Here is an 18438-nt window from a genome sequence, read left to right as displayed (position 1 = left end):
TGCACAATGAACAGTAGAGCAACCTGGACGGACCGGGTCGTCGACGCGGCGATCGCGCTTGTGCTCATCGTACTCGCGCTCAGCTCGTTATTTCCTTTCATTTACATCTTGGCGACGTCGTTATCGCCGATGGACCAGGTACTGCGCGGCGGGATCATTTTATGGCCGGAGCGCTTTTCGTTCGATGCGTACAGCACGATTCTGGGCAATACCAATTTTGTCCGGTCGCTGTACATCACGGCGGTCACGACGATTGGTGGAACGTTTGTCAATCTGGCCCTGACGACCTTCATGGCGTACCCGCTTTCCAAGAAGACGCTGCCCGGTAGAGAAACAGTGCTGCTGCTCGTGACGATTACGATCCTGTTCAGCGGCGGCATGATTCCGACGTATATCGTCGTCAACAAGCTGGGCCTGCTCGATAGCGTATGGTCGCTCATTTTGCCCGGCGCGATCAGCGCATTCAATCTCATTATTCTGAAGAACTTCTTCCAGGGCATTCCTTCCGAGCTGGAGGAAGCGGGGAAAATCGACGGGTGCCGCACCTTCGGCCTGCTGTTCCGAATCGTGCTTCCGCTGTCCATGCCGGCGCTGGCGACGTTTACGCTCTTCTATGCGGTCGGTAACTGGAACCAGTTTTTCAACGCGGTCCTCTACATCACGAAGCCGGAGCTGTGGACCGTGCAGGTGTTCTTGAGGCAAATGATTTTCCAGGGTTCGACGCAGGATGTCATGGGGCAATCGGGCTTTGCCGGGGAGCAGGACATCCTTCCCGTCACGATTCAGATGGCGGCGATCGTCGTCTCGACGCTTCCGATTCTGGTGGTGTATCCGTTTCTGCAAAAGCATTTTGCCAAAGGCGTGCTTCTCGGCTCCGTGAAGGGCTGAGCGGCTTCGGCGGTTGGGTTTACGAGCGGCGCTGCGGCGCTGTTCTGACCATATAGTTATGGCGGTTATGAACACATAAAACGGAGGGGTTCACACATGAAAGTATCGGGAAAACGCTGGAAACAAATCTCTTCTTTGGCCCTTGTCACAGCTTTGGTCGCGGTGACCGGCTGCGGCGATAAATCGAGCGGTACGGGGAAAGAGGGCGCATCGTCCGGGGATTCCGGGAAAAAGCAGAAGATCAGCATGATGTACCCGCTTTACGGCAATCCTCCGCAAAAGACGGAAGTGTGGAAAAAGATGGAGGAAGCGGTCGGGATCGAATACGAATCCATGGCGATTCCTTCGGCTCAATATCCGGAAAAGCTGAAAGCTTCCATTGCCGCCAACAGCCTGCCGGACATTACGCATTACATGTCCTTCCCGGACCCGAACTTTACGCAGTATGCGAAGCAAGGGGCTTTCCTGCAGCTCGACGACTATATTAAAGATACGAAAAATCTGAAAAACTTGCCGCAGTCGTTATTGAACTTCATCAAAATCGACGGTAAAACGTACGGGATTCCGCGTCCGGCGCAGATGGAGCGTGCCGTCCTCATCCGCAAAGACTGGCTGGACAGTCTCGGACTGCCGGTGCCGAAGACGCTGGACGAGTTTTACCAGACGGCAGTTAAATTCGCCAAAGGCGATCCGGACAAGAACGGCAAGGAAGATACGGTCGGCATCGTGCTGAACCAAACGCTCGGCTATCACTTGGACCCGGTCTTCATGGCGTTCGATACCGGCAACGGCTGGCGTAAAATGGAAGACGGCACATTGATGAACGCCGCCATTACGCCGCAGCGGAAGGAAGCGCTGATGTGGCTGGGGAAACTGTATAAAGACGGCGGAATCGATAAAAACTTCACCGTCATGAAAGACAACCAAATGTGGGAAACGCTGGAAAGCGGCAAAGCCGGGATCTTCTTCGGCGCCCAGACGAGCGATTACAGCCGTTTTGTGACGAATCTGAAGAAGGTCGATCCGAAGGCCGAGCTGATCATGATCGCTCCTCCGGTAGGCAAGGACGGCAAAACCGGTTTCCCGGACGGCGTAGGCATGTTCGGACAGTTCGTGCTGCCGGCCAACATCTCCAAGGAAAAGGCGAAGAAAGCGATCGAGCTGCTCGATTGGCAGGCCGGTCAGGAAGCCCACATGCTTCGTAAGCTGGGCGTCGAAGGCGTTCATCATAAGAAAAACCCGGATGGCACTGTAGAGATGATTGGCGATAAATATGCCCAAGACGGTATCGCCTATCTGATCTGGAACGTGCCGAACGATCCGCTCGTCTCCGTTCCGCTGAGCGCTCCGAAGAACATTCAGGAAGCGGTGAAGAACAATCTGACCGTCGTGTCCAAGCTTGGCGTCGTCAGCCCGGCCGTCGCATATATGCCGTCGACCAACGTTTCGAAAAACTTCGCCGACCTGGATCAATTGATGCGCGGGCTTTCCGTGAAGATGGTCATTGGCGAAGCGACCGATCAAGACTTTGACAAATTCGCGGCAGAGTGGAACAAACGGGGCGGCGAAGCTTGGACGAAGGAAGTCAACGAATGGTATAAGCAGCAGCAAAAATAATTTTGGATATAAGGCGAGGCGGTAGCCCATGAATGCAGTTCAAAAACGGATCGAAGAGCTTCGCCGGTATGCGCCGGAGCCAACCGCTCCGGCCGACCTGGAGGCATTCTGGAGCGGTACGTTGGCCGATGTGATCGACAAGCCGGTACAAGCGCAGCGGACACGGCGGGAAACGCCGTTCCCGTATATGGACACTTACGATGTGACGTACCAAGGCTTCGCCGATACGCCGATCAAAGGGTGGTATCTGCTTCCGAAGTTTCCGGTACGGGAAAAACTGCCGTGCGTCGTCTTGTATCACGGGTACACGGGAGGCCGGGGATATCCCGAGCAGTATGCCTTCTGGCTGCTGATGGGGATGGCGGTGTTCGCCGTCGATATTCGCGGACAAGGCGGCGAGACGGGCAACCGGCTGGACAATACGTATGGGATGACGAAAGGCTGGATCACGCAGGGTATTCTGGATAAAGAGACCTGCTACTACAAAGCCATCGCCGTCGACGCGCTGCAAGCCGTCGAATGGGCGGCGGCGCAGCCGGAGGTCGACCGCAGCCGCATCGTCGTCGCCGGCGACAGCCAGGGAGGCGGACTGTCGCTGCTGGTTTCGGCCTTAAGCGACAAGCCGGCGCTGTCCATCGCGAATATTCCGAATATGTGTCATATGGACTTCGGCATTCTGAATTCGGTCAGCTCGCTCTCCGAAGCGGCGGAATTCGTGAGCCGGTTCCCGGAGCATCTGGACAAGGTCATGGAGACGCTAAGCTATTTCGACATCATGAATTTGGCGGAGCGCATCCGGATTCCGGTGCTCGTCTCGGTCGGCTTGAAGGACACCGTATGCTTGCCAGAAACCGTGTTTGCGGCATACAACCGGATCCGGTCGACGAAGGAGATCGGAGTGCATCCGTTTACGGGACATGCGACGAGCGGCTACCAGAACCGCCGCACGGTGGAATTTATCCGAAAGCATCTTTCCTTTTAGACGAGAAAAACTTATTTCGAAAAAGGACCGCTGGAGCGATGGTGTCCGGCGGTTTTTTTCACCCATATATAAACAGAAAACGGAGTGGAGACGATGACCATGCTGAATACGTCCCGGTTTCGGGCGGAGGCGGGGAATTTACGGTTTACCTTCTTGAACAGCGGCGATCTGTACGAAGCGGCTTGCCAAGATACGATGATCAATCAATGGCTGTCCGACCCGGTGACCGGATCGTTGAACAATTTATATTTGCGGCAGCACCGGGCTTCCGGCATAGAAGCGATACCTTTGCTTGGCGTCCGTTCCGCAAGCCGTGTGCGTCATGCGGACGGTAGCCGGGTGATCTGGGAAGGCGAGGCCGGCGCGCTTCGTTATCAAGTGACCTTTCGCTTAACGGCGCGCGGGGTATGGTTCTGGGACGTTGCCGTGTACGGGCAGGAGGCGGAAGTCGACATCGTCTACGGTCAAGACGTGGGTATTGCCCATTCGGGCGCCGTCCGCAGCAATGAGGCTTATTTGTCCCAATATATCGATCATGCGGTATTCGAGGACGCGCAGAAGGGATATGTCGTCTGTTCCCGGCAAAATCAGCCGCAGCAGGGGAAATTTCCTTATCTTCAGCAGGGCTGTCTGACGAAAGCGGCCGGTTATTCGACGGACGGCTTCCAATTTTTCGGCTTGTCCTACAAAGAAACAGACGAACCTGAGGCTTTGGCCAAAGCTTCGCTGGCTAACGAAGTATACCAATACGAATTTGCATATATCGCGCTGCAATCCGAACGGGTCAAGCTGGCCGGAGAAGCGAGATTCGTCTTTTACGGCTTGTTCCGGGACAACCAACCGGAGGCGGTAACGGCTCTGGAATACGAGGCCGACGTACAGGACGCTTGGCGCGAGAGCGGGGAGCGGGAGTCCTCGGCCCCGGTACAGGCCTCCGGCTCTTGGCAGGCGAAGGTCAGCGCAGCGCCCCAGCTCGGAGCGCCGCTGCGAACCTTGTCCATGACGCAGCAGGAAGTCGGGGACTTGTTCCCGAACCGTCAACAAGAGGAGCGGGACGGAGAAGAGTTGCTGTCCTTCTTCACCGATACCCACGAGCATGTCGTACTGAAGGAAAAAGAGCTGCGCATGGAGCGTCCGCACGGACATATCCTCATGACCGGGAACAACGACCGGATGAACGAGCAGGTCATCACAACGACCTCGTACATGTACGGGATGTTCAACGCGCAGTTGGTGGTCGGCAATACGTCGTTCAACAAAATGCTGACGAACGCCCGCAATGCGCTGAACGTGCCGAAGACGTCAGGGCAGCGCATGTACGTCGAGCTGGACGGGCAGTACCGGCTGCTGGCGATGCCGTCCATGTTCGAGATGGGCTTCAACTATGCCCGCTGGTACTACAAAACGGCGGACGAGCTGTTTGTAATCACGAACTATACGACCGTGGATACGCCGGAGGTTGTGCTGCACGTCCGCTCGGCCAGCGACAAGCCTTACCGCTTCCTGCTCTCGAACCAGGTGTCGATGAACGCGGCCGAATACGAGCTGCCGTTCCGCATGCAGCAGCAGGACGATGGCCGGACGCTCACTTTCTATGCGGACGCCCAGTCGCTCAGCGCCCGCGCTTACCCAAGCCTGTGCTACCGCATGAGGATCGAAGGCGCGGACATGCAGGCGGGTGACGAACGGCTGCTGGCCTCGAACGCGGAGCCGGGCTCTGCTTCCCTGGTCGTCCTCGCACTCAGCGCAAGCAGCGAATGGACCGTTACGGTGCAGGGCTTGCTGCATGGGGAAGAGCCGCCGTTTGTCCAACGGGATGCCGATGCGGAAATCGAGCGATACCACGAGTTTTACCGCACGGTCATGAACGGCTTCCGCTTGAGCCGGCGCGGCGAACAGCCGGACGAGCTGAGCAAGCTTAATACGCTTGCATGGTGGTATACGCACAATATGCTGGTGCATTTCTCGGTGCCGCACGGTCTGGAGCAATATGGCGGGGCAGCATGGGGAACGCGCGACGTGTGCCAGGGGCCGACCGAATACTTTTTGGCGACGCAAAAATATGACGTCGTGCGCGATATTCTGACCACCGTGTACTCGCATCAATACGAGGATGACGGAAACTGGCCGCAATGGTTCATGTTCGACCGGTACGCCTTCATTCAGCAGGAAGAAAGCCACGGCGATATTATCGTGTGGCCGCTCAAGGTGCTGAGCGATTATTTGACGGCGACCGGGGACGCTTCCATTCTGGAGGTCCGGCTGCCTTATACGAAGCGGGGCGGCTTTACGTTCACGGAACAGACCGAGACGGTGCTGGAGCATGCCAAGAAGCAGCTTGAGTATATCAAACGGCACTTTCTGCACGGTACGCACTTGTCTTCGTACGGCGACGGGGATTGGGACGATACGCTCCAGCCGGCGAACGCCCAGCTGAAACGCTATTTGATCAGCAGCTGGACCGTAGCCTTGACGTATCAAGTATTCAGCCAGCTCGCGGCGGCTTTGGCAGAAGCGGACGCGGAGACGGCGGCCGAGCTGAAACGGCTTGGCGACGGCATCCGGGAGGACTTTAACCGGTATATGCTGCAATCCGAGGTCATTCCCGGATTCGTATACATGGAGAAGCCGGGCGAGGCCGAGCTGATGCTGCATCCGTCGGATACGAAAACCGGCATCCGCTACCGGCTGCTGCCGATGACGCGCAGCATGATCGGCGAGCTGCTGACGAAGGAGCAGGCGGAGGCCCATTACCGGATCATCAAGGAGAAGCTGTTCTATCCGGACGGCGTCCGGCTGATGGATCGCCCGGCGAACTATGCCGGGGGCGTCAGCAAGCAGTTCAAGCGGGCCGAGCAGGCGGCTAACGTAGGCAGGGAAATCGGCCTGCAGTACGTTCACGCCCATATCCGTTTTATCGAGGCGATGGCCAAGCTCGGCAAATCGGACGAGGTGTGGAAGGGGCTGGCCACGATTAACCCGGTCGGCCTGCGGAGCGTCGTGCCTAACGCGGAGCTTCGGCAAAGCAATGCCTACTTCAGCAGCTCCGACGCGAAGTTTAGCACCCGCTACGAGGCGCAGGAGCGCTTTGACGAATTGCGCGACGGCTCGGTACCGGTGAAGGGCGGCTGGAGAATATATTCCAGCGGTCCGGGAATTTATATGAACCAGCTGATTGCCAATGCCTTGGGGATTCGTCTGATCGAGGGCGACTTGATCATCGATCCGGTTCTGCCACCGTCGCTCGACGGGCTGGAGTTCGAATTCGAGGTGATGGGGGCTCCGGTCAAGTTCGTGTATCGTCTGACCGGTCAAGGGCAAGGCCTGAGCCGGATGACGATGAACGGCCGCGAGCTGACCGTGAAGCCCGTTGCCAACCGTTACCGGGAGGGCGGCGTACGGATCGGGAAGCGGGAATTTGAGGGCAATCGGTCGGAAGCCGGCAATGTGATCGAAATTTTCATGTAATAAAGGGAGGGGCTAGCTTCTCAAGCCCCGGCCCATGAACACGGCGGCGGTCGTCCAGAACATGAGATTCATGTTCGGGCGGCCGCCGTATTTGTAAACAACAAATTAAGTTCGCTTATAGCGATTGTTGGAGATTCCGGTAAAGACGGCAAATTTGATGGAAGGCGTCTCAAGGCATCACAACAGCAGTTCCCCAAAATCGCGTATGACCCGCAGGAGCCCGTCATCGACCGGGTTGCATCCATCTTGTGGGTCACATTTTATCCTTGCGGCAAGGCCGAGCCATTTTGCGGCATGATCTGCTCGACACATAATGGCGACCAACCTGAATTTTCGCATCAATCGGCGGATCTTTTGTGATTCATTACGACGCTGCTGAGTGGCTCAAGACTGTTTTGTCGCTCCATCTTTTTGCACAGGAGAGAGAAGCCCACTGACCGTTACCGTAACGCATGTAAGTAATGTCAGTTAGCAGAACTTTTTCTGACAGGAACATAAGACATACCCTAACCTCCAAACTCTGAACGGTATCAATGGACATTAAAAAAGATGACTCCTGATGAATTCAGAAGTCATCTCATAGCTGCTTTAACATAAGGGCCTCTTTTTCAAACTCTTCATAATTCGGGTCAGAGTTCATCCTTGCGACAAGTGCCGATCTTCACTTTTCCCCGGATTTGTATCTAGGCTGACAATCTAATGATAAGCTTATTAAGGACGTGAAGGGGATAAAGTTCTTGTCATTTATGACATCAAGTTCTGGTCAACCGACAGGATTTCTCCAAAAAGATGGTCATGTTATGTTTTTGGAGAACCGGACATTTGTACAAAATTCGGGGTTATATATATGTGCTCGTTCCGGGACACGTAATTGGTGCCCGAGAATCTTCTTCTGTTCTTCCGGCGGCAATCTGTGACTTGGCATAAAAAAATAACCTTCAATGATTGATATTTTTTCTTAACGAAACATTTTCATACAAAAGAACGTCTATTTATTTGAATGTATAATTATGGGTATAGATATCATTTATTCTTTTATATCTGTAATAATACATAAAATGAAGTAAAAGGAGAATCAATCCCCGATGAAAAAGTTGGCATTAAGCATCGTAATTACAGCTACAGCACTAGCGACCACAGCATCAGGTGTATACGCTAGTGAACCTAAACCAATCAGCGTATCCTCGGACTCTGCCCGAGGAACAATAAGCGGTGATTTCAAGATGATGGCAGATATGAGTTGGTCAGACACGACAATCCCTTCCGGAGCAACAGCTACATTTGAACGTGCCGCCCCCAATAGCTACTTTTCAATTGGAAAGGGTGTAACCGCTTGGTTTTCGGCTAATTTCGATGATAACCACAATGCCGAAGTAGGTTTTATGAAAAGTGATGGGACAAGAATAAGCCTTAATAGTGGAAAATTTGCAGGATTCGGGGAAATGTATAAACCGAATGAAGATGTACAAGGGTATTTCTATATTAAAAACAACAATTCTTCGGGAAGTATTAAAGTATCCAGTATAAAAATGTATTATTAAAACAAAACCAGCAAGAAGGAAAGAATCAATCCTTTTTGCTGGTTTTTTTCTTACAATTGCCAAGGCCACACGGAACTGGTTCGCGAGATCCTCGCGGCTTCCTTCCTACGGGGGGCGTTTGGCTAGGGGAGTTTATTTTTTTTGGTCTTCCCTAGCTTAGCGCTGAAGACTTAGACGAAGCCATCACCGCGCATGGCTGGAATGGGCGACCTCCAATATTTTAAGGAAAATATACGTTAAGGACGTTAAGGCGCATAAAAAACCGTTTTTTTATTTGTTACACGGGGAGAAAATTGCCCATTGCGGAAATTTATTTAACGTGTCTCCAAAACAATCTGTGACGTTTGTTAGATTCTCAGGGCAACTGTAGAATCATCCAAACAACAAGGAGCAACAAAAGAACTCCGGTAAGTGCAGCTACCAAGATAGCTTTAGTGGATAAACGTGGTTGAACATTGTAAGGATGTGTTGGTGTCTCGTCAATCAACTCGTTCAGTTGTTTTTTTTAAAATGTGCTGGCGAATAACTCATCTCGATTTTCAAGCTCCTTCCATATTGCATCGTGCATTAATTGGAGTTCCTGACGCTTCTCACTTTCCTTCAGAAGTGCCATTTACATCTCACCTTTCAATAGTTAATTTTAACCTAACAAAAAATATATTGCCATAAAATTAAAAAAAATAGTAATATAAATACTAAATTTACCATTTTTGAGAGGGGATTTGCAGAATGAAATCATCTTTTAAAGTTTTTGTTGCCAGTTCTTTCGCTATTGGCCTCATAGCTTCATCACTTTGGTTAGTAAATAATTCGAATGCTTCAGCGCCAGATGTACAAGAAGCAAAGAAATCTGTACAAAATTACTTTGCTGCAATTGAAAAAAAAGATGTAAATGAAATTACGGAGTGGGTAAAAGATACCCGCTTTGACTCAGTAGCAGAACAAAAATATGAATACAATCAAATGCTTACAACTGCCCCCTTTGAAAAACATAAGATTGCAAATATTGAGAAGATCGATGATAAAACATTTGCAGTTACTATTCAGATGTCGAGAAAAAAAGATGGAATAATTACCACTCAAGTACTTCCTGTAGTTAAAGACGAAAAGGGCCAATGGAAGTTGCTAGTTACCGGAAAAGAAATAAGAGTAGATAAATAAAACGTTTGAATACTTCAAATCAAATTCAAAGGAGAGCTTATTCATGTCAAAGAAACTATCTCTAATTTTCTTATCTGCTATCATCGCTGTATCCTATAACGTTGCTATAGCGTCTGCTTCAACAAATGTAGTATATCCTGCTTCAACATCAGTAGCATATTATGAAGGTGATTTTATAAAAGCTGACCGCAGGAGTACCTACAGTGGGACATTTGATATGACATCCTCTTCTGTAACGATTCACGGATGGCAAGATAATGGACCTGGCTCCAAAGCCGACATGAAATATCAAATTGTTATAAAGTCTTGGACTGGCGATGACCTCAAAGGGGAGAAAATTATTCCAGACGGATATTACCCCAAAGACGGCACATGGTACTCTGAAAAGATAACCACATTGCTGCCTGAACTGTGACCCGCAAGATGTATACTTTGAAAAAAGTGACTCTCTTGTGGGTCATTTTGTGTTTTAATCAAACTATCGAGGACAAGCGAGGTGCGGACATGGGTAGATTGGTTACTGAGCAGGAAATAAAACAATTGGAAGCTAATCCGAACGTGGAGCATGCGTCCCAAAAGAGCATCATGTATACGCCCATGTTTAAAGTAGCTGCTATCATGTCCTACCAGGAAGGACAAACTCCCATGGAGATCTTTGTTAGAGCAGATTTTAACATCGATGTCATCGGACGGAAAACGCCGAAACGAAGCTTAGAACGGTGGCGCACTGTATACGCGACATACAGCGAACCGGGACTACTTGAGGAGCGGCGAGGAAAAGGAAGTACCGGGCGAAGATCAACCAGCGAACTGACGGTTTCAATGCACATTAAAAAAGATGACTCCTGATAGGTTCAGAAGTCATCTCATAGCTGCTTTAACATACGGGCCTCTTTTTCAAACTCTTCATAATTCGGGTCAGAGTTCAAGGATGCGAACAAGAGCCGTTTTTACGCATTTCCACGAATGGAAATCACCGCTTAAGGCTAAAAACTAACATCAGTAGCCTTTGCATTGGTTTAATAATTTCAATCGCAATCTATCATTTTGTAACTAGACCCTTAATAAAAAAGGTATTTAAGATAAATTAAAAGAGTAGGCGCATATATGGGAGTATGCGCCTATGGTCGTCCATAAATCATCCTTTCGGATCGAACGCTTCCTTCGCGCCTTCCCCGATAAAGTTAATGGCCAGAATCGTAGACGTAATCACGACGGCAGACGGCAGCCAAACCCACCATTGATTTTTGATAACTTGGGGCGATATCGCATCCGACATCATATTTCCCCAGCTTGGCACATTGGCCGGCACGCCGAAGCCAAGGAAGCTAAGACCCGTCTCTACACCGATCATAACGGCCATGATGACGATTGCCTGCACAATAATGGTAGAAGCCACATTAGGCAGCAAATGCTTGACGATGACCTGAAATGGCTTGCAGCCGATCGCGACGGCGCTCATGATGTACTCGTTCTCCTTCTCCGCCAGCACCTTGCTTCGTACAAGACGGGCGATCCCGCCCCAGCCAAGTACGCTGATGACGACAATCAGCACCAGAATGCCCGAGTCCGCAATGACCGTCTTCAGGACGATGACAAAAATAAGAAACGGAAAAATCATAATAAAATCGGTGAAGCGCATTAACATGTTGTCGATTTTGCCTCCGAAGTAGCCGGCGACAGAACCGATGGTCACCCCGATAAACGTGACGAAAAAGCTGATGCTTACGGCAATCAGCAGCGTCGTGCGCCCGCCGTACAGCAATCTTGCGATAATATCGCGCCCGCCTTTGTCCGTTCCTAACAGATACTCCGCCGACGGCGGCTTATTGATGAGGCGCAGGTTGATTTTGACAGGATCGTAAGACGTCAGCAGCGGCGCCAGCACACACAGGGTCGCAATGAGGACCAGAAACGCGAGGCTGGCGACCGCCAGCTTGTTGTGAAAAAAGCGGTTCCAGCCCGTAACCCATGGAGAGGCACTTCGTTTTTTGCCGATGGGCATCGTTTGATTCAACGGCTTCGTCGCGGTATTCATAGCCATCCTCCTCTCATGCTAGCGAAGCCGGATACGCGGATCGACGTAACCGTACAGCAAATCGGAAATTAAGTTGCCGATCAGCGTCATGACGGACGCGAACATCGTAATCGTCATCACGACGGAATAATCGCGGCTGCTGATCGAGGAGACGAATAACTCGCCCATTCCCGGATAAACGAATAACGTCTCGGTAATGACCGCTCCGCCGAACAATCCCCCGATATCGATACCGAGAAACGTGACCATGGGAATCAGCGAATTGCGCAGGATGTGCCGGTTGTAAATATGCCGCTCGCTTGTCCCTTTTGCCCGTGCCGTCCTGACGTAATCTTTGCGGCTGCTCTCGATAATGTCATTGCGCAGAAATTGCGTATAAGCGGCTGTGCCCAAAGAGCCGAGTACGAACGCGGGCAGCAGCGAATTTTTCAATACGTTCAAGTAATACGCAAGCGTGCCGTCGGCAACGCCGACGCTGCGCGATCCGCTGGCGGGTACCCAGCCGAGCTTGATCGAGAAGATGTAGATGCAGACGATTCCGATAATAAAGCTCGGAAGGGCATAGACAATGTAGCTGACCGTCTGGATCGAATAATCGATCGGCGTATTCGGACGTCTGCCCGCGATCATCCCGGTGAGGAAAGCGATCGCATAGGTAATGCATATGGCCATCGTAGCCAAGATGGCCGTATTCTGAAGCCGCTGGAAAAACAGCTCGCTCACAGGCCTCTTATGAATGAAGGATTGCCCGAAGTCACCCTGCAGCATGTTGCCGAACCAACGGATGAACTGCTGCGGAATCGGGTCGTTATAACCGAGCTGCTGGCGCATTTCGGCAATATATTCCGGTTTCGCATTAGCCGGATCGATCATCCCCGTCAGGGCGTCCCCCGGCATTAATTTTGCCAGGGTGAACACCACGACGGAGATGAGCAGGAGCAGCGGAATCATGCCCAGTAGTCTGCGCAATGCATAAGTCAGCATAAGACCAGCCTCCCGGATACGATCATTGCGTAACCCACCACTTATGAACGTCGATTTGATTCGTGAACGCGTTTGCCTTGACGTTCTGCAGACGTTTGTTGCTCACCGTCACATCGATCGGAGAATACAGGAACATCATCGGCACTTCTTCGTTCACGAGCTTCTGCCACTTGTGATACACGTCCTTGCGGTAGTTCAGATCAAAAGCCTTCTCGCTGATCCCTTCGTCAATCAGGCGGTCGGATTCGGCCGAGTACCAGCGCGGGAAATTCCAGAGCACGTTGCTCTTCCATAATGCCTTCGGATCGGGATCGCTGGCAAGCGACCATGCGCCGGCGAACAGCTCGACAGACGGATCGTCATTCTCGACCACATCGTAGAAGGCGTTGAACTCTTTCAATGCGCCTCCGTTCAGCTTTACGTCAAGTCCCACATCCTTCCACATCTGCATCATCGTTTGGGCGCGCGGCGCGGCAACCTCCGTGCCGGACATGGCGTCGAAGTTAAACGTGAGCTTGTTCCCTTGCGGATCTTCACGCAATCCGTCGCCGTTCGTATCTTTGTATCCCGCTTCGTCGAGCAACTTCTTCGCTTTATCGGGATTGTATTCGTACGGATTCAATTGATCGTCCGGAATCTTCGCCCAGCTTACTCCCGGCATGGGGGCGGAGATCGTTTTGGACAGACCGTTGGAGAACGCATCGATCAGCGCTTGCCGGTCCAGCGCGTAATACATCGCCTGCCGCAGGCGCTTGTCGGCGAACTTGGATTTCGGGTTCGCAATAATTTTCTCGGATTTCTTGTCCCACGTTCCCAGCTTGAAGCCGATATAGGCGTAGGAAAGCGCATCTTGTTTATCGATATTGACGTTTTTCAGCTTTTCAACGTCTTTAAATTGACTGTTCGGCACTTCCATGATGTCGATTTCGCCGTTTTCCAGCAGACTGGTCGCCATATTGCCGGCAACCACCTTGTAGATCACGCCGTCGAGCAGCGGCTTGCCTCCCCAATAGTCGCCGAACCGCTCCATTTCGACATACTCGCCCGGCTGAATCTTTTTTACTTTAAACGGCCCGATGCCGATCGGCTTTTTGCGGACTTGATCGGAATTGAGCATATCTTTGACGGCAACACCGGCAAAATACTTTTTCGGCATCGGATACGACCACAGGTTCGAGATCGTATTCGGCGCAGCGCTTTTGACGGTAACCGACATCGTGTAGTTGTCGATCAGCTTGATGCCGGCAATATCTTTGGCTTTGCCTTCGCGGTAATCCTCAACGCCGACAATCATCTCAACGTTGCTGTACCTGCTGCCCCCGGCCGCCGTATAGTCTTTATGAGCAATGGTCTCCAGCGCGAACTTCCAGTCCTCCATCGTCAGTTCATCGCCATTGTGCCACTTGATGCCGGGCTTGATCTTGAACGTAAACGTCTTATGATCGGCCGATTCCGTCCATTCGGCAATATTGGGATACGTCTTGAGGTCATCGCCGGTTTTGAGCAGGTCGTCCATCATGAACCGCAAAATCAAATCGTCGTCTTGACCGCCATAAAATGCTCGATCAAGCACCCCCTTGAACGGCTGCGTGTAGCCGTACTTTACAATGCCCCCCGGTTTCGGCTCGCTTGGAGCCGCTTTGTTCTCTTCGACCTTTTTTGGCGCTTCCGTCCCCTTCGGTGCATTATCCGTGCAGCCGGTTAGGGACACGGCAAGAAACAGCAGGGCGGATAAAACAATTGAAGCTTTTTTTTCCATGGAACGCATCCTCCTTTTATGAGATGATTCAATACAAATGACAGGCGACCTCGTGGTGAGGCGCCACCTGTTTAAGCGTGGGCTGCTCTTCCCGGCAAGCGGCAACGGCATGGCGGCAGCGCGGATGAAAGGCGCAGCCGACCGGCGGATTGGCCGGACTCGGCACATCGCCTTGCAGCACGATTCGCTCCCGCTTAGCGTTCGGATCGGGGATCGGCACGGCGGACAATAAAGCCTGGGTGTAAGGATGGAGCGGCTGTTTATACAAGCTCTTCTTATCCGTAATCTCGACGAGCCGCCCCAAGTACATGACGCCGATCCGGTCGCTGATATGTTTCACGACGCTCAAATCGTGAGCGATGAACAGATAGGACAGCCCGAAATCGGCTTGAATGTCCTGCAGCAGGTTCAGCACTTGCGACTGAATCGACACATCGAGCGCGGACACGGGTTCGTCGGCTACGACGAGCTTGGGCTTTAACGCCAGCGTTCTCGCGATACTGATACGCTGCCGCTGCCCGCCGGAAAACTCGTGGGGATATTTATAATAAGAGTCCTCGGAAAGTCCGACCTTCACGAGCAGCTCGGCAACGCGCTCCTCCAGCTCTTTCCCGGTACGCGATTCATAATTGCGGATAGGCTCGGAGACGAGATGGCCGACCATCATTTTCGGATTCAGCGAGCTGAACGGGTCCTGAAACACCATCTGCATATGCTTGCGGATTTGCCGCAGCCCTTCGCCCTTGATTCGGGTAATATCCTGACCTTCAAAAAAGATCGTGCCTGCCGTCGGCTCGATGAGACGCATGATAGCGCGTCCGGTCGTCGATTTGCCGCAGCCGGATTCTCCCACAAGTCCGACGGTTTCGCCCCGCCGCATCGTTAGCGAGAAGTCGTTCACCGCCTGAATCGAGCCGACTTGCCTCCGAAAGAGCCCGCCGTGAATTGGATAATGCTTTTTCAGATTGAGGACTTGCAGCAATGGGCGGTCATGAGCGGTCAAGTCATTCATGCGGTTTCCTCCTCCTGGGCTGCCGGCATGCTCGCTGAAAAGTTCAGACAGCGAACGTAATGGCCGCCGCCGACATCAGCAAGCTGCGGCGTCAGCCTCCGGCAATCGTCGCTGGCGCTCGGACAACGTCCGGCGAACCGGCAGCCGGTTCGGGGCATATGTACAAGCGACGGGACGATGCCGCTAATCGAATTTAATCGCTCCTGCTCCTCGTCAAGGCGGGGGAGCGATTGCAGCAGCAGCTGCAAATACGGATGCTTGGGCTCGTAGAAAATTTGCGTGACGTGCCCTTGTTCCACGATTTGACCGGCATACATGACAGCGACCGTATCGGCCATCTCGGCGACAACGCCGAGGTCGTGCGTGATCAGAATCATGGACATGCCTCTCTGCTGCTGAATATCTTTAAGCAGCTCAATAATTTGCGCTTGGATCGTGACGTCCAGAGCGGTCGTCGGCTCGTCGGCGATCAGCAGCTTCGGGTTGCAGGCGATCGCCATCGCAATCATGACGCGCTGACGCATACCGCCCGATAGCTGATGCGGATATTCGCCGACAATGCGCTCGGCATGAGGGATGCCGACGGACTTAAGCAATTCGATGCTGCGTCTGCGCCTGTCTTTCTTGCTCATGACAAGATGATTCTCCAGTACTTCCTCGATTTGATACCCGACGGTAAATACCGGATTAAGCGCGGTCATCGGCTCTTGAAACACCATTCCGATATCGCTGCCCCGCAGCTTGAGCAGCTCGCTCTCGGATAAATTCATCAGGTTGCTGCCGGCAAACCAGATTTCCCCGCTATCCATCCGGCTTATTTTCTTGGGCAGCAATTTCATGATGGACAAGGACATGACGGATTTGCCGCAGCCGGATTCCCCGACGATGCCGAGCACCTGCCCGGGCAACAAGCGGAGAGACACATCGTCGACCGCGCGATAATAATTCCCTTCAATGGAAAATCCTGCACTCAAATGACGGATGTCAAGCAAGGCGCTCGACGGATTGTTCATAGGATCACCTCGAGAAGTTTGCCGATTTACAATGTTTGGAAAACGCTTCCAACACTATGGCTGCTTGATTAAATTTTTAAGACCGAGAGATTGCTTATGTACTAGACTCAGGCGTTTGGAACAGTGGAGAGGGGATCGTCCCTGGATCATGGCGTCGTGTGGACGATCGTGATAGGTATGAGATTCGTGAGGTCACCAAATCCGATGGTGTATGCTGTAGAAGTCGTCGTAGTTTAGTAATAAACCGTTGGCGAAAAATTGCGACAATTAAAAGCAATGACATTACTACACATTTTACATACACTCCCTTTTTTTGTCACCCCCCTTTTTTTGTTCGCACGAATTGTTGAATTTTATCGAAGGCATGTTCTGTTTGTGGGGGGAGAAATATAACATTTCTTGTTAACTATTAATACGCAAAAAGACCGCAAGGCTGTGCCTGCGGTCTGTATCATCCTTGTATGAGGCATACGCGAACAGCTAATGAAAAGGATCAGGCTTGGCTTGCTTGGGCTTCGTTGGTGATCATCCAGATCACGCCGTACTTATCTTCGATCTGGCCGAACAGGCTGCCCCAGAACGCCGGCTCCAGCGGGTGCTTTACAGTGCCGCCCTCCCCAAGCTTGGCGAATGCCTCGCGGGCTTCGGCTTCCGTCGGGAATTCCAGATTCAGTTGAATGCCGTTCCCATGGTTAAGCGGCGCGAAGACGGAATCGCTCATAAAGAAGGTAATTCCGCCGGCCATCACACACATATGCAGCACTTTGTCTTTCACCGCTTCGCTTGCATCCGGAAGCTGTCCATGCGTCATCACGGACCGAATTTCTCCGCCGAGCGCGTTGATATAGAACTCCGCTTGAGCTCTTGCATCCTCCGAGACCAGATAAGGTATAAGCTTCGCCATGATACAACATCCTTTCATCCGCTGGTTTTGGTCGATTTCATCCTAAGTATAGCATTCCCCCGGATTTCCGGTTTCTTACGGATTGCTGTTTTGGCGAGAAATCCACTTCTTTAATCTAACATATCGTGTGATATTCCGAGGCATAAAAGAGGATTTAAATTGAAATTTACTGTTCCACGCCTATCATAATTATGATAATATGGAAGCGAACGTTTGTTCCGTAAATTGGAAGCGTTTGACTAGAGGAACGTGATTGGAAGGAAGTGAAGGAATGGCGACCGACAAGTATCCGGAGATCGACGCGGTGATCGCCTATATTCATTGGAATATTTATGATCCGCTCCCGCTTGCTCGCTTGGCCGCTTATGCAGGCTACAGTCCGTTTCATTTCACGCGCATTTTTAAGGAAAGGATCGGCCTCCCGCCGTTATATTATGTTTCTTCCCTCCGTCTGCAAAAGGCAAAAGACTTGCTGCTGCGCACGAATCTGAGTGTTCGCGATATCGGACTGGAGATCGGACAGCAGAGTCTGGGAACCTTTACAACGAGGTTTACCGAACGAGTCGGCGTGACGCCGTCCGACTTCCGCAACTCGACGCCTCAAGCGGACAGCCATTTCCGGACGTTGCAGCGGCTCAGCGATTGGACGTCGGGGCGTCCCGTTTTCGATCACTATGCAAGAATCGAGGGGACCGTACAAGCGGAGATCCCTTTCGAAGGCGTTATTCTGATCGGCTTGTTTCCGAAGCCGATTCCCGAAGGAATTCCACTGCACGGCACACTGCTCTCCTCGCTAGGGGAATTTTGCTTTACCGGCGTGAAGCCGGGCACCTATTACCTTATGGCCACATCGGTTTCCTGGGGGATGCAGGCGGTGGACTTTTTGCTCCCGCATAACACCTTGCGCACCCGTTCAAGAGAGCCGATCGTCGTTCAGCCGTATTCCTCTGTTCCTTATCAGCAAGTGATGCTTCATGTCCCCCGGCTGGACGATCCGCCCATCCTCATTTCTTTACCCTTGTTGATGAACAGGTTCCTGAGCGAGCGGTTGCAAACGAGCTACCGCTAAGC

At 52.0% G+C, this 18438-nt stretch carries 15 protein-coding genes and 1 pseudogene; 10 read left to right on the top strand and 6 right to left on the bottom strand.

The features are described 5' to 3' along the window. The first annotated feature begins 6 nt into the window (after positions 1-6). The 9 genes and pseudogenes from NI000_RS22300 to NI000_RS22265 all read left to right on the top strand — a co-directional run bounded on the left by NI000_RS22300 (position 7) and on the right by NI000_RS22265 (position 10506). Positions 7-888, top strand: a complete 882-nt coding sequence (locus tag NI000_RS22300) for a carbohydrate ABC transporter permease (RefSeq protein WP_253413613.1) — start codon at positions 7-9, stop codon at positions 886-888. Positions 889-984: 96 nt separating this feature from the next. Further along, the gene (locus tag NI000_RS22295) at positions 985-2505 is read left to right on the top strand and encodes an extracellular solute-binding protein (RefSeq protein WP_253413612.1); all 1521 of its coding nucleotides are present in this window, start codon (positions 985-987) and stop codon (positions 2503-2505) included. A gap of 28 nt (positions 2506-2533) precedes the next feature. Then, positions 2534-3487: an acetylxylan esterase gene (locus NI000_RS22290; protein ID WP_253413611.1), complete on the top strand. Its 954-nt coding sequence runs from the start codon at positions 2534-2536 to the stop codon at positions 3485-3487. Positions 3488-3580: 93 nt separating this feature from the next. Further along, positions 3581-6955, top strand: a complete 3375-nt coding sequence (locus NI000_RS22285) for a GH36-type glycosyl hydrolase domain-containing protein (RefSeq protein ID WP_253413610.1) — start codon at positions 3581-3583, stop codon at positions 6953-6955. Between the two features lie 519 nt (positions 6956-7474). Then, a pseudogene (locus NI000_RS37180) lies at positions 7475-7552 on the top strand (hypothetical protein); the annotation flags it as partial. Positions 7553-8040: 488 nt separating this feature from the next. Beyond that, positions 8041-8496 (top strand): hypothetical protein, encoded by a 456-nt coding sequence (locus NI000_RS22280; RefSeq protein WP_253413609.1) that lies wholly within the window; start codon positions 8041-8043, stop codon positions 8494-8496. A gap of 729 nt (positions 8497-9225) precedes the next feature. Continuing rightward, entirely contained in the window at positions 9226-9657 is a 432-nt protein-coding gene (locus NI000_RS22275; protein ID WP_253413608.1) for a hypothetical protein, read from the top strand. A 43-nt stretch (positions 9658-9700) separates the two neighbouring features. Further along, a complete protein-coding gene (locus tag NI000_RS22270; protein ID WP_253413607.1) occupies positions 9701-10072 on the top strand; it encodes a hypothetical protein in 372 nt (123 codons plus the stop codon). Next, positions 10069-10506, top strand: a complete 438-nt coding sequence (locus NI000_RS22265; RefSeq protein ID WP_253413605.1) for a hypothetical protein — start codon at positions 10069-10071, stop codon at positions 10504-10506. Before NI000_RS22270 ends, NI000_RS22265 begins: the two co-directional genes overlap by 4 nt. A 289-nt stretch (positions 10507-10795) precedes the next feature. Here the strand turns inward: NI000_RS22265 and opp4C are convergent, their stop codons facing one another. From opp4C to NI000_RS22235, 6 genes are all read right to left on the bottom strand, one after another. Continuing rightward, on the bottom strand, positions 10796-11695 hold the full coding sequence (opp4C, locus tag NI000_RS22260; RefSeq protein WP_253413604.1) for an oligopeptide ABC transporter permease: 900 nt from the start codon (positions 11693-11695) through the stop codon (positions 10796-10798). An 18-nt stretch (positions 11696-11713) separates the two neighbouring features. Continuing rightward, positions 11714-12679: an oligopeptide ABC transporter permease gene (gene opp4B / locus NI000_RS22255; RefSeq protein WP_253413603.1), complete on the bottom strand. Its 966-nt coding sequence runs from the start codon at positions 12677-12679 to the stop codon at positions 11714-11716. A 22-nt stretch (positions 12680-12701) separates the two neighbouring features. Further along, entirely contained in the window at positions 12702-14438 is a 1737-nt protein-coding gene (opp4A, locus tag NI000_RS22250; protein ID WP_253413602.1) for an oligopeptide ABC transporter substrate-binding protein, read from the bottom strand. A gap of 28 nt (positions 14439-14466) precedes the next feature. After that, complete coding sequence (locus NI000_RS22245) at positions 14467-15450, bottom strand: ABC transporter ATP-binding protein (protein ID WP_253413601.1); 984 nt, start codon at positions 15448-15450, stop codon at positions 14467-14469. Next, complete coding sequence (locus tag NI000_RS22240) at positions 15447-16463, bottom strand: ABC transporter ATP-binding protein (protein ID WP_253413600.1); 1017 nt, start codon at positions 16461-16463, stop codon at positions 15447-15449. Before NI000_RS22240 ends, NI000_RS22245 begins: the two co-directional genes overlap by 4 nt. A gap of 493 nt (positions 16464-16956) precedes the next feature. Beyond that, positions 16957-17367, bottom strand: a complete 411-nt coding sequence (locus tag NI000_RS22235) for a VOC family protein (RefSeq protein WP_253413599.1) — start codon at positions 17365-17367, stop codon at positions 16957-16959. Between the two features lie 271 nt (positions 17368-17638). Here NI000_RS22235 and NI000_RS22230 point away from each other — a divergent pair, with 271 nt between their 5' ends. Then, positions 17639-18436, top strand: coding sequence for a helix-turn-helix transcriptional regulator (locus tag NI000_RS22230; protein WP_253413598.1), 798 nt, complete (start codon positions 17639-17641; stop codon positions 18434-18436). Positions 18437-18438 lie beyond the last annotated feature (2 nt).

The organism is Paenibacillus tyrphae (genome assembly GCF_024158745.1).
In the GTDB taxonomy this organism is placed as follows: domain Bacteria; phylum Bacillota; class Bacilli; order Paenibacillales; family NBRC-103111; genus Paenibacillus_G; species Paenibacillus_G tyrfis_A.
This window is presented reverse-complemented; position numbering and strand designations above follow the sequence as displayed.

Bases quoted from the DNA above. Each gene is read 5' to 3' on its own strand.
- NI000_RS22280 (WP_253413609.1), top strand. From the start codon at position 8,041: ATGAAAAAGTTGGCATTAAGCATCGTAATTACAGCTACAGCACTAGCG.
- NI000_RS22245 (WP_253413601.1), bottom strand. From the start codon at position 15,450: ATGAATGACTTGACCGCTCATGACCGCCCATTGCTGCAAGTCCTCAAT.
- opp4A (WP_253413602.1), bottom strand. From the start codon at position 14,438: ATGGAAAAAAAAGCTTCAATTGTTTTATCCGCCCTGCTGTTTCTTGCC.
- NI000_RS22240 (WP_253413600.1), bottom strand. From the start codon at position 16,463: ATGAACAATCCGTCGAGCGCCTTGCTTGACATCCGTCATTTGAGTGCA.
- NI000_RS22275 (WP_253413608.1), top strand. From the start codon at position 9,226: ATGAAATCATCTTTTAAAGTTTTTGTTGCCAGTTCTTTCGCTATTGGC.
- NI000_RS22300 (WP_253413613.1), top strand. From the start codon at position 7: ATGAACAGTAGAGCAACCTGGACGGACCGGGTCGTCGACGCGGCGATC.
- opp4B (WP_253413603.1), bottom strand. From the start codon at position 12,679: ATGCTGACTTATGCATTGCGCAGACTACTGGGCATGATTCCGCTGCTC.
- NI000_RS22285 (WP_253413610.1), top strand. From the start codon at position 3,581: ATGACCATGCTGAATACGTCCCGGTTTCGGGCGGAGGCGGGGAATTTA.
- NI000_RS22230 (WP_253413598.1), top strand. From the start codon at position 17,639: ATGGCGACCGACAAGTATCCGGAGATCGACGCGGTGATCGCCTATATT.
- opp4C (WP_253413604.1), bottom strand. From the start codon at position 11,695: ATGAATACCGCGACGAAGCCGTTGAATCAAACGATGCCCATCGGCAAA.
- NI000_RS22270 (WP_253413607.1), top strand. From the start codon at position 9,701: ATGTCAAAGAAACTATCTCTAATTTTCTTATCTGCTATCATCGCTGTA.
- NI000_RS22235 (WP_253413599.1), bottom strand. From the start codon at position 17,367: ATGGCGAAGCTTATACCTTATCTGGTCTCGGAGGATGCAAGAGCTCAA.
- NI000_RS22295 (WP_253413612.1), top strand. From the start codon at position 985: ATGAAAGTATCGGGAAAACGCTGGAAACAAATCTCTTCTTTGGCCCTT.
- NI000_RS22290 (WP_253413611.1), top strand. From the start codon at position 2,534: ATGAATGCAGTTCAAAAACGGATCGAAGAGCTTCGCCGGTATGCGCCG.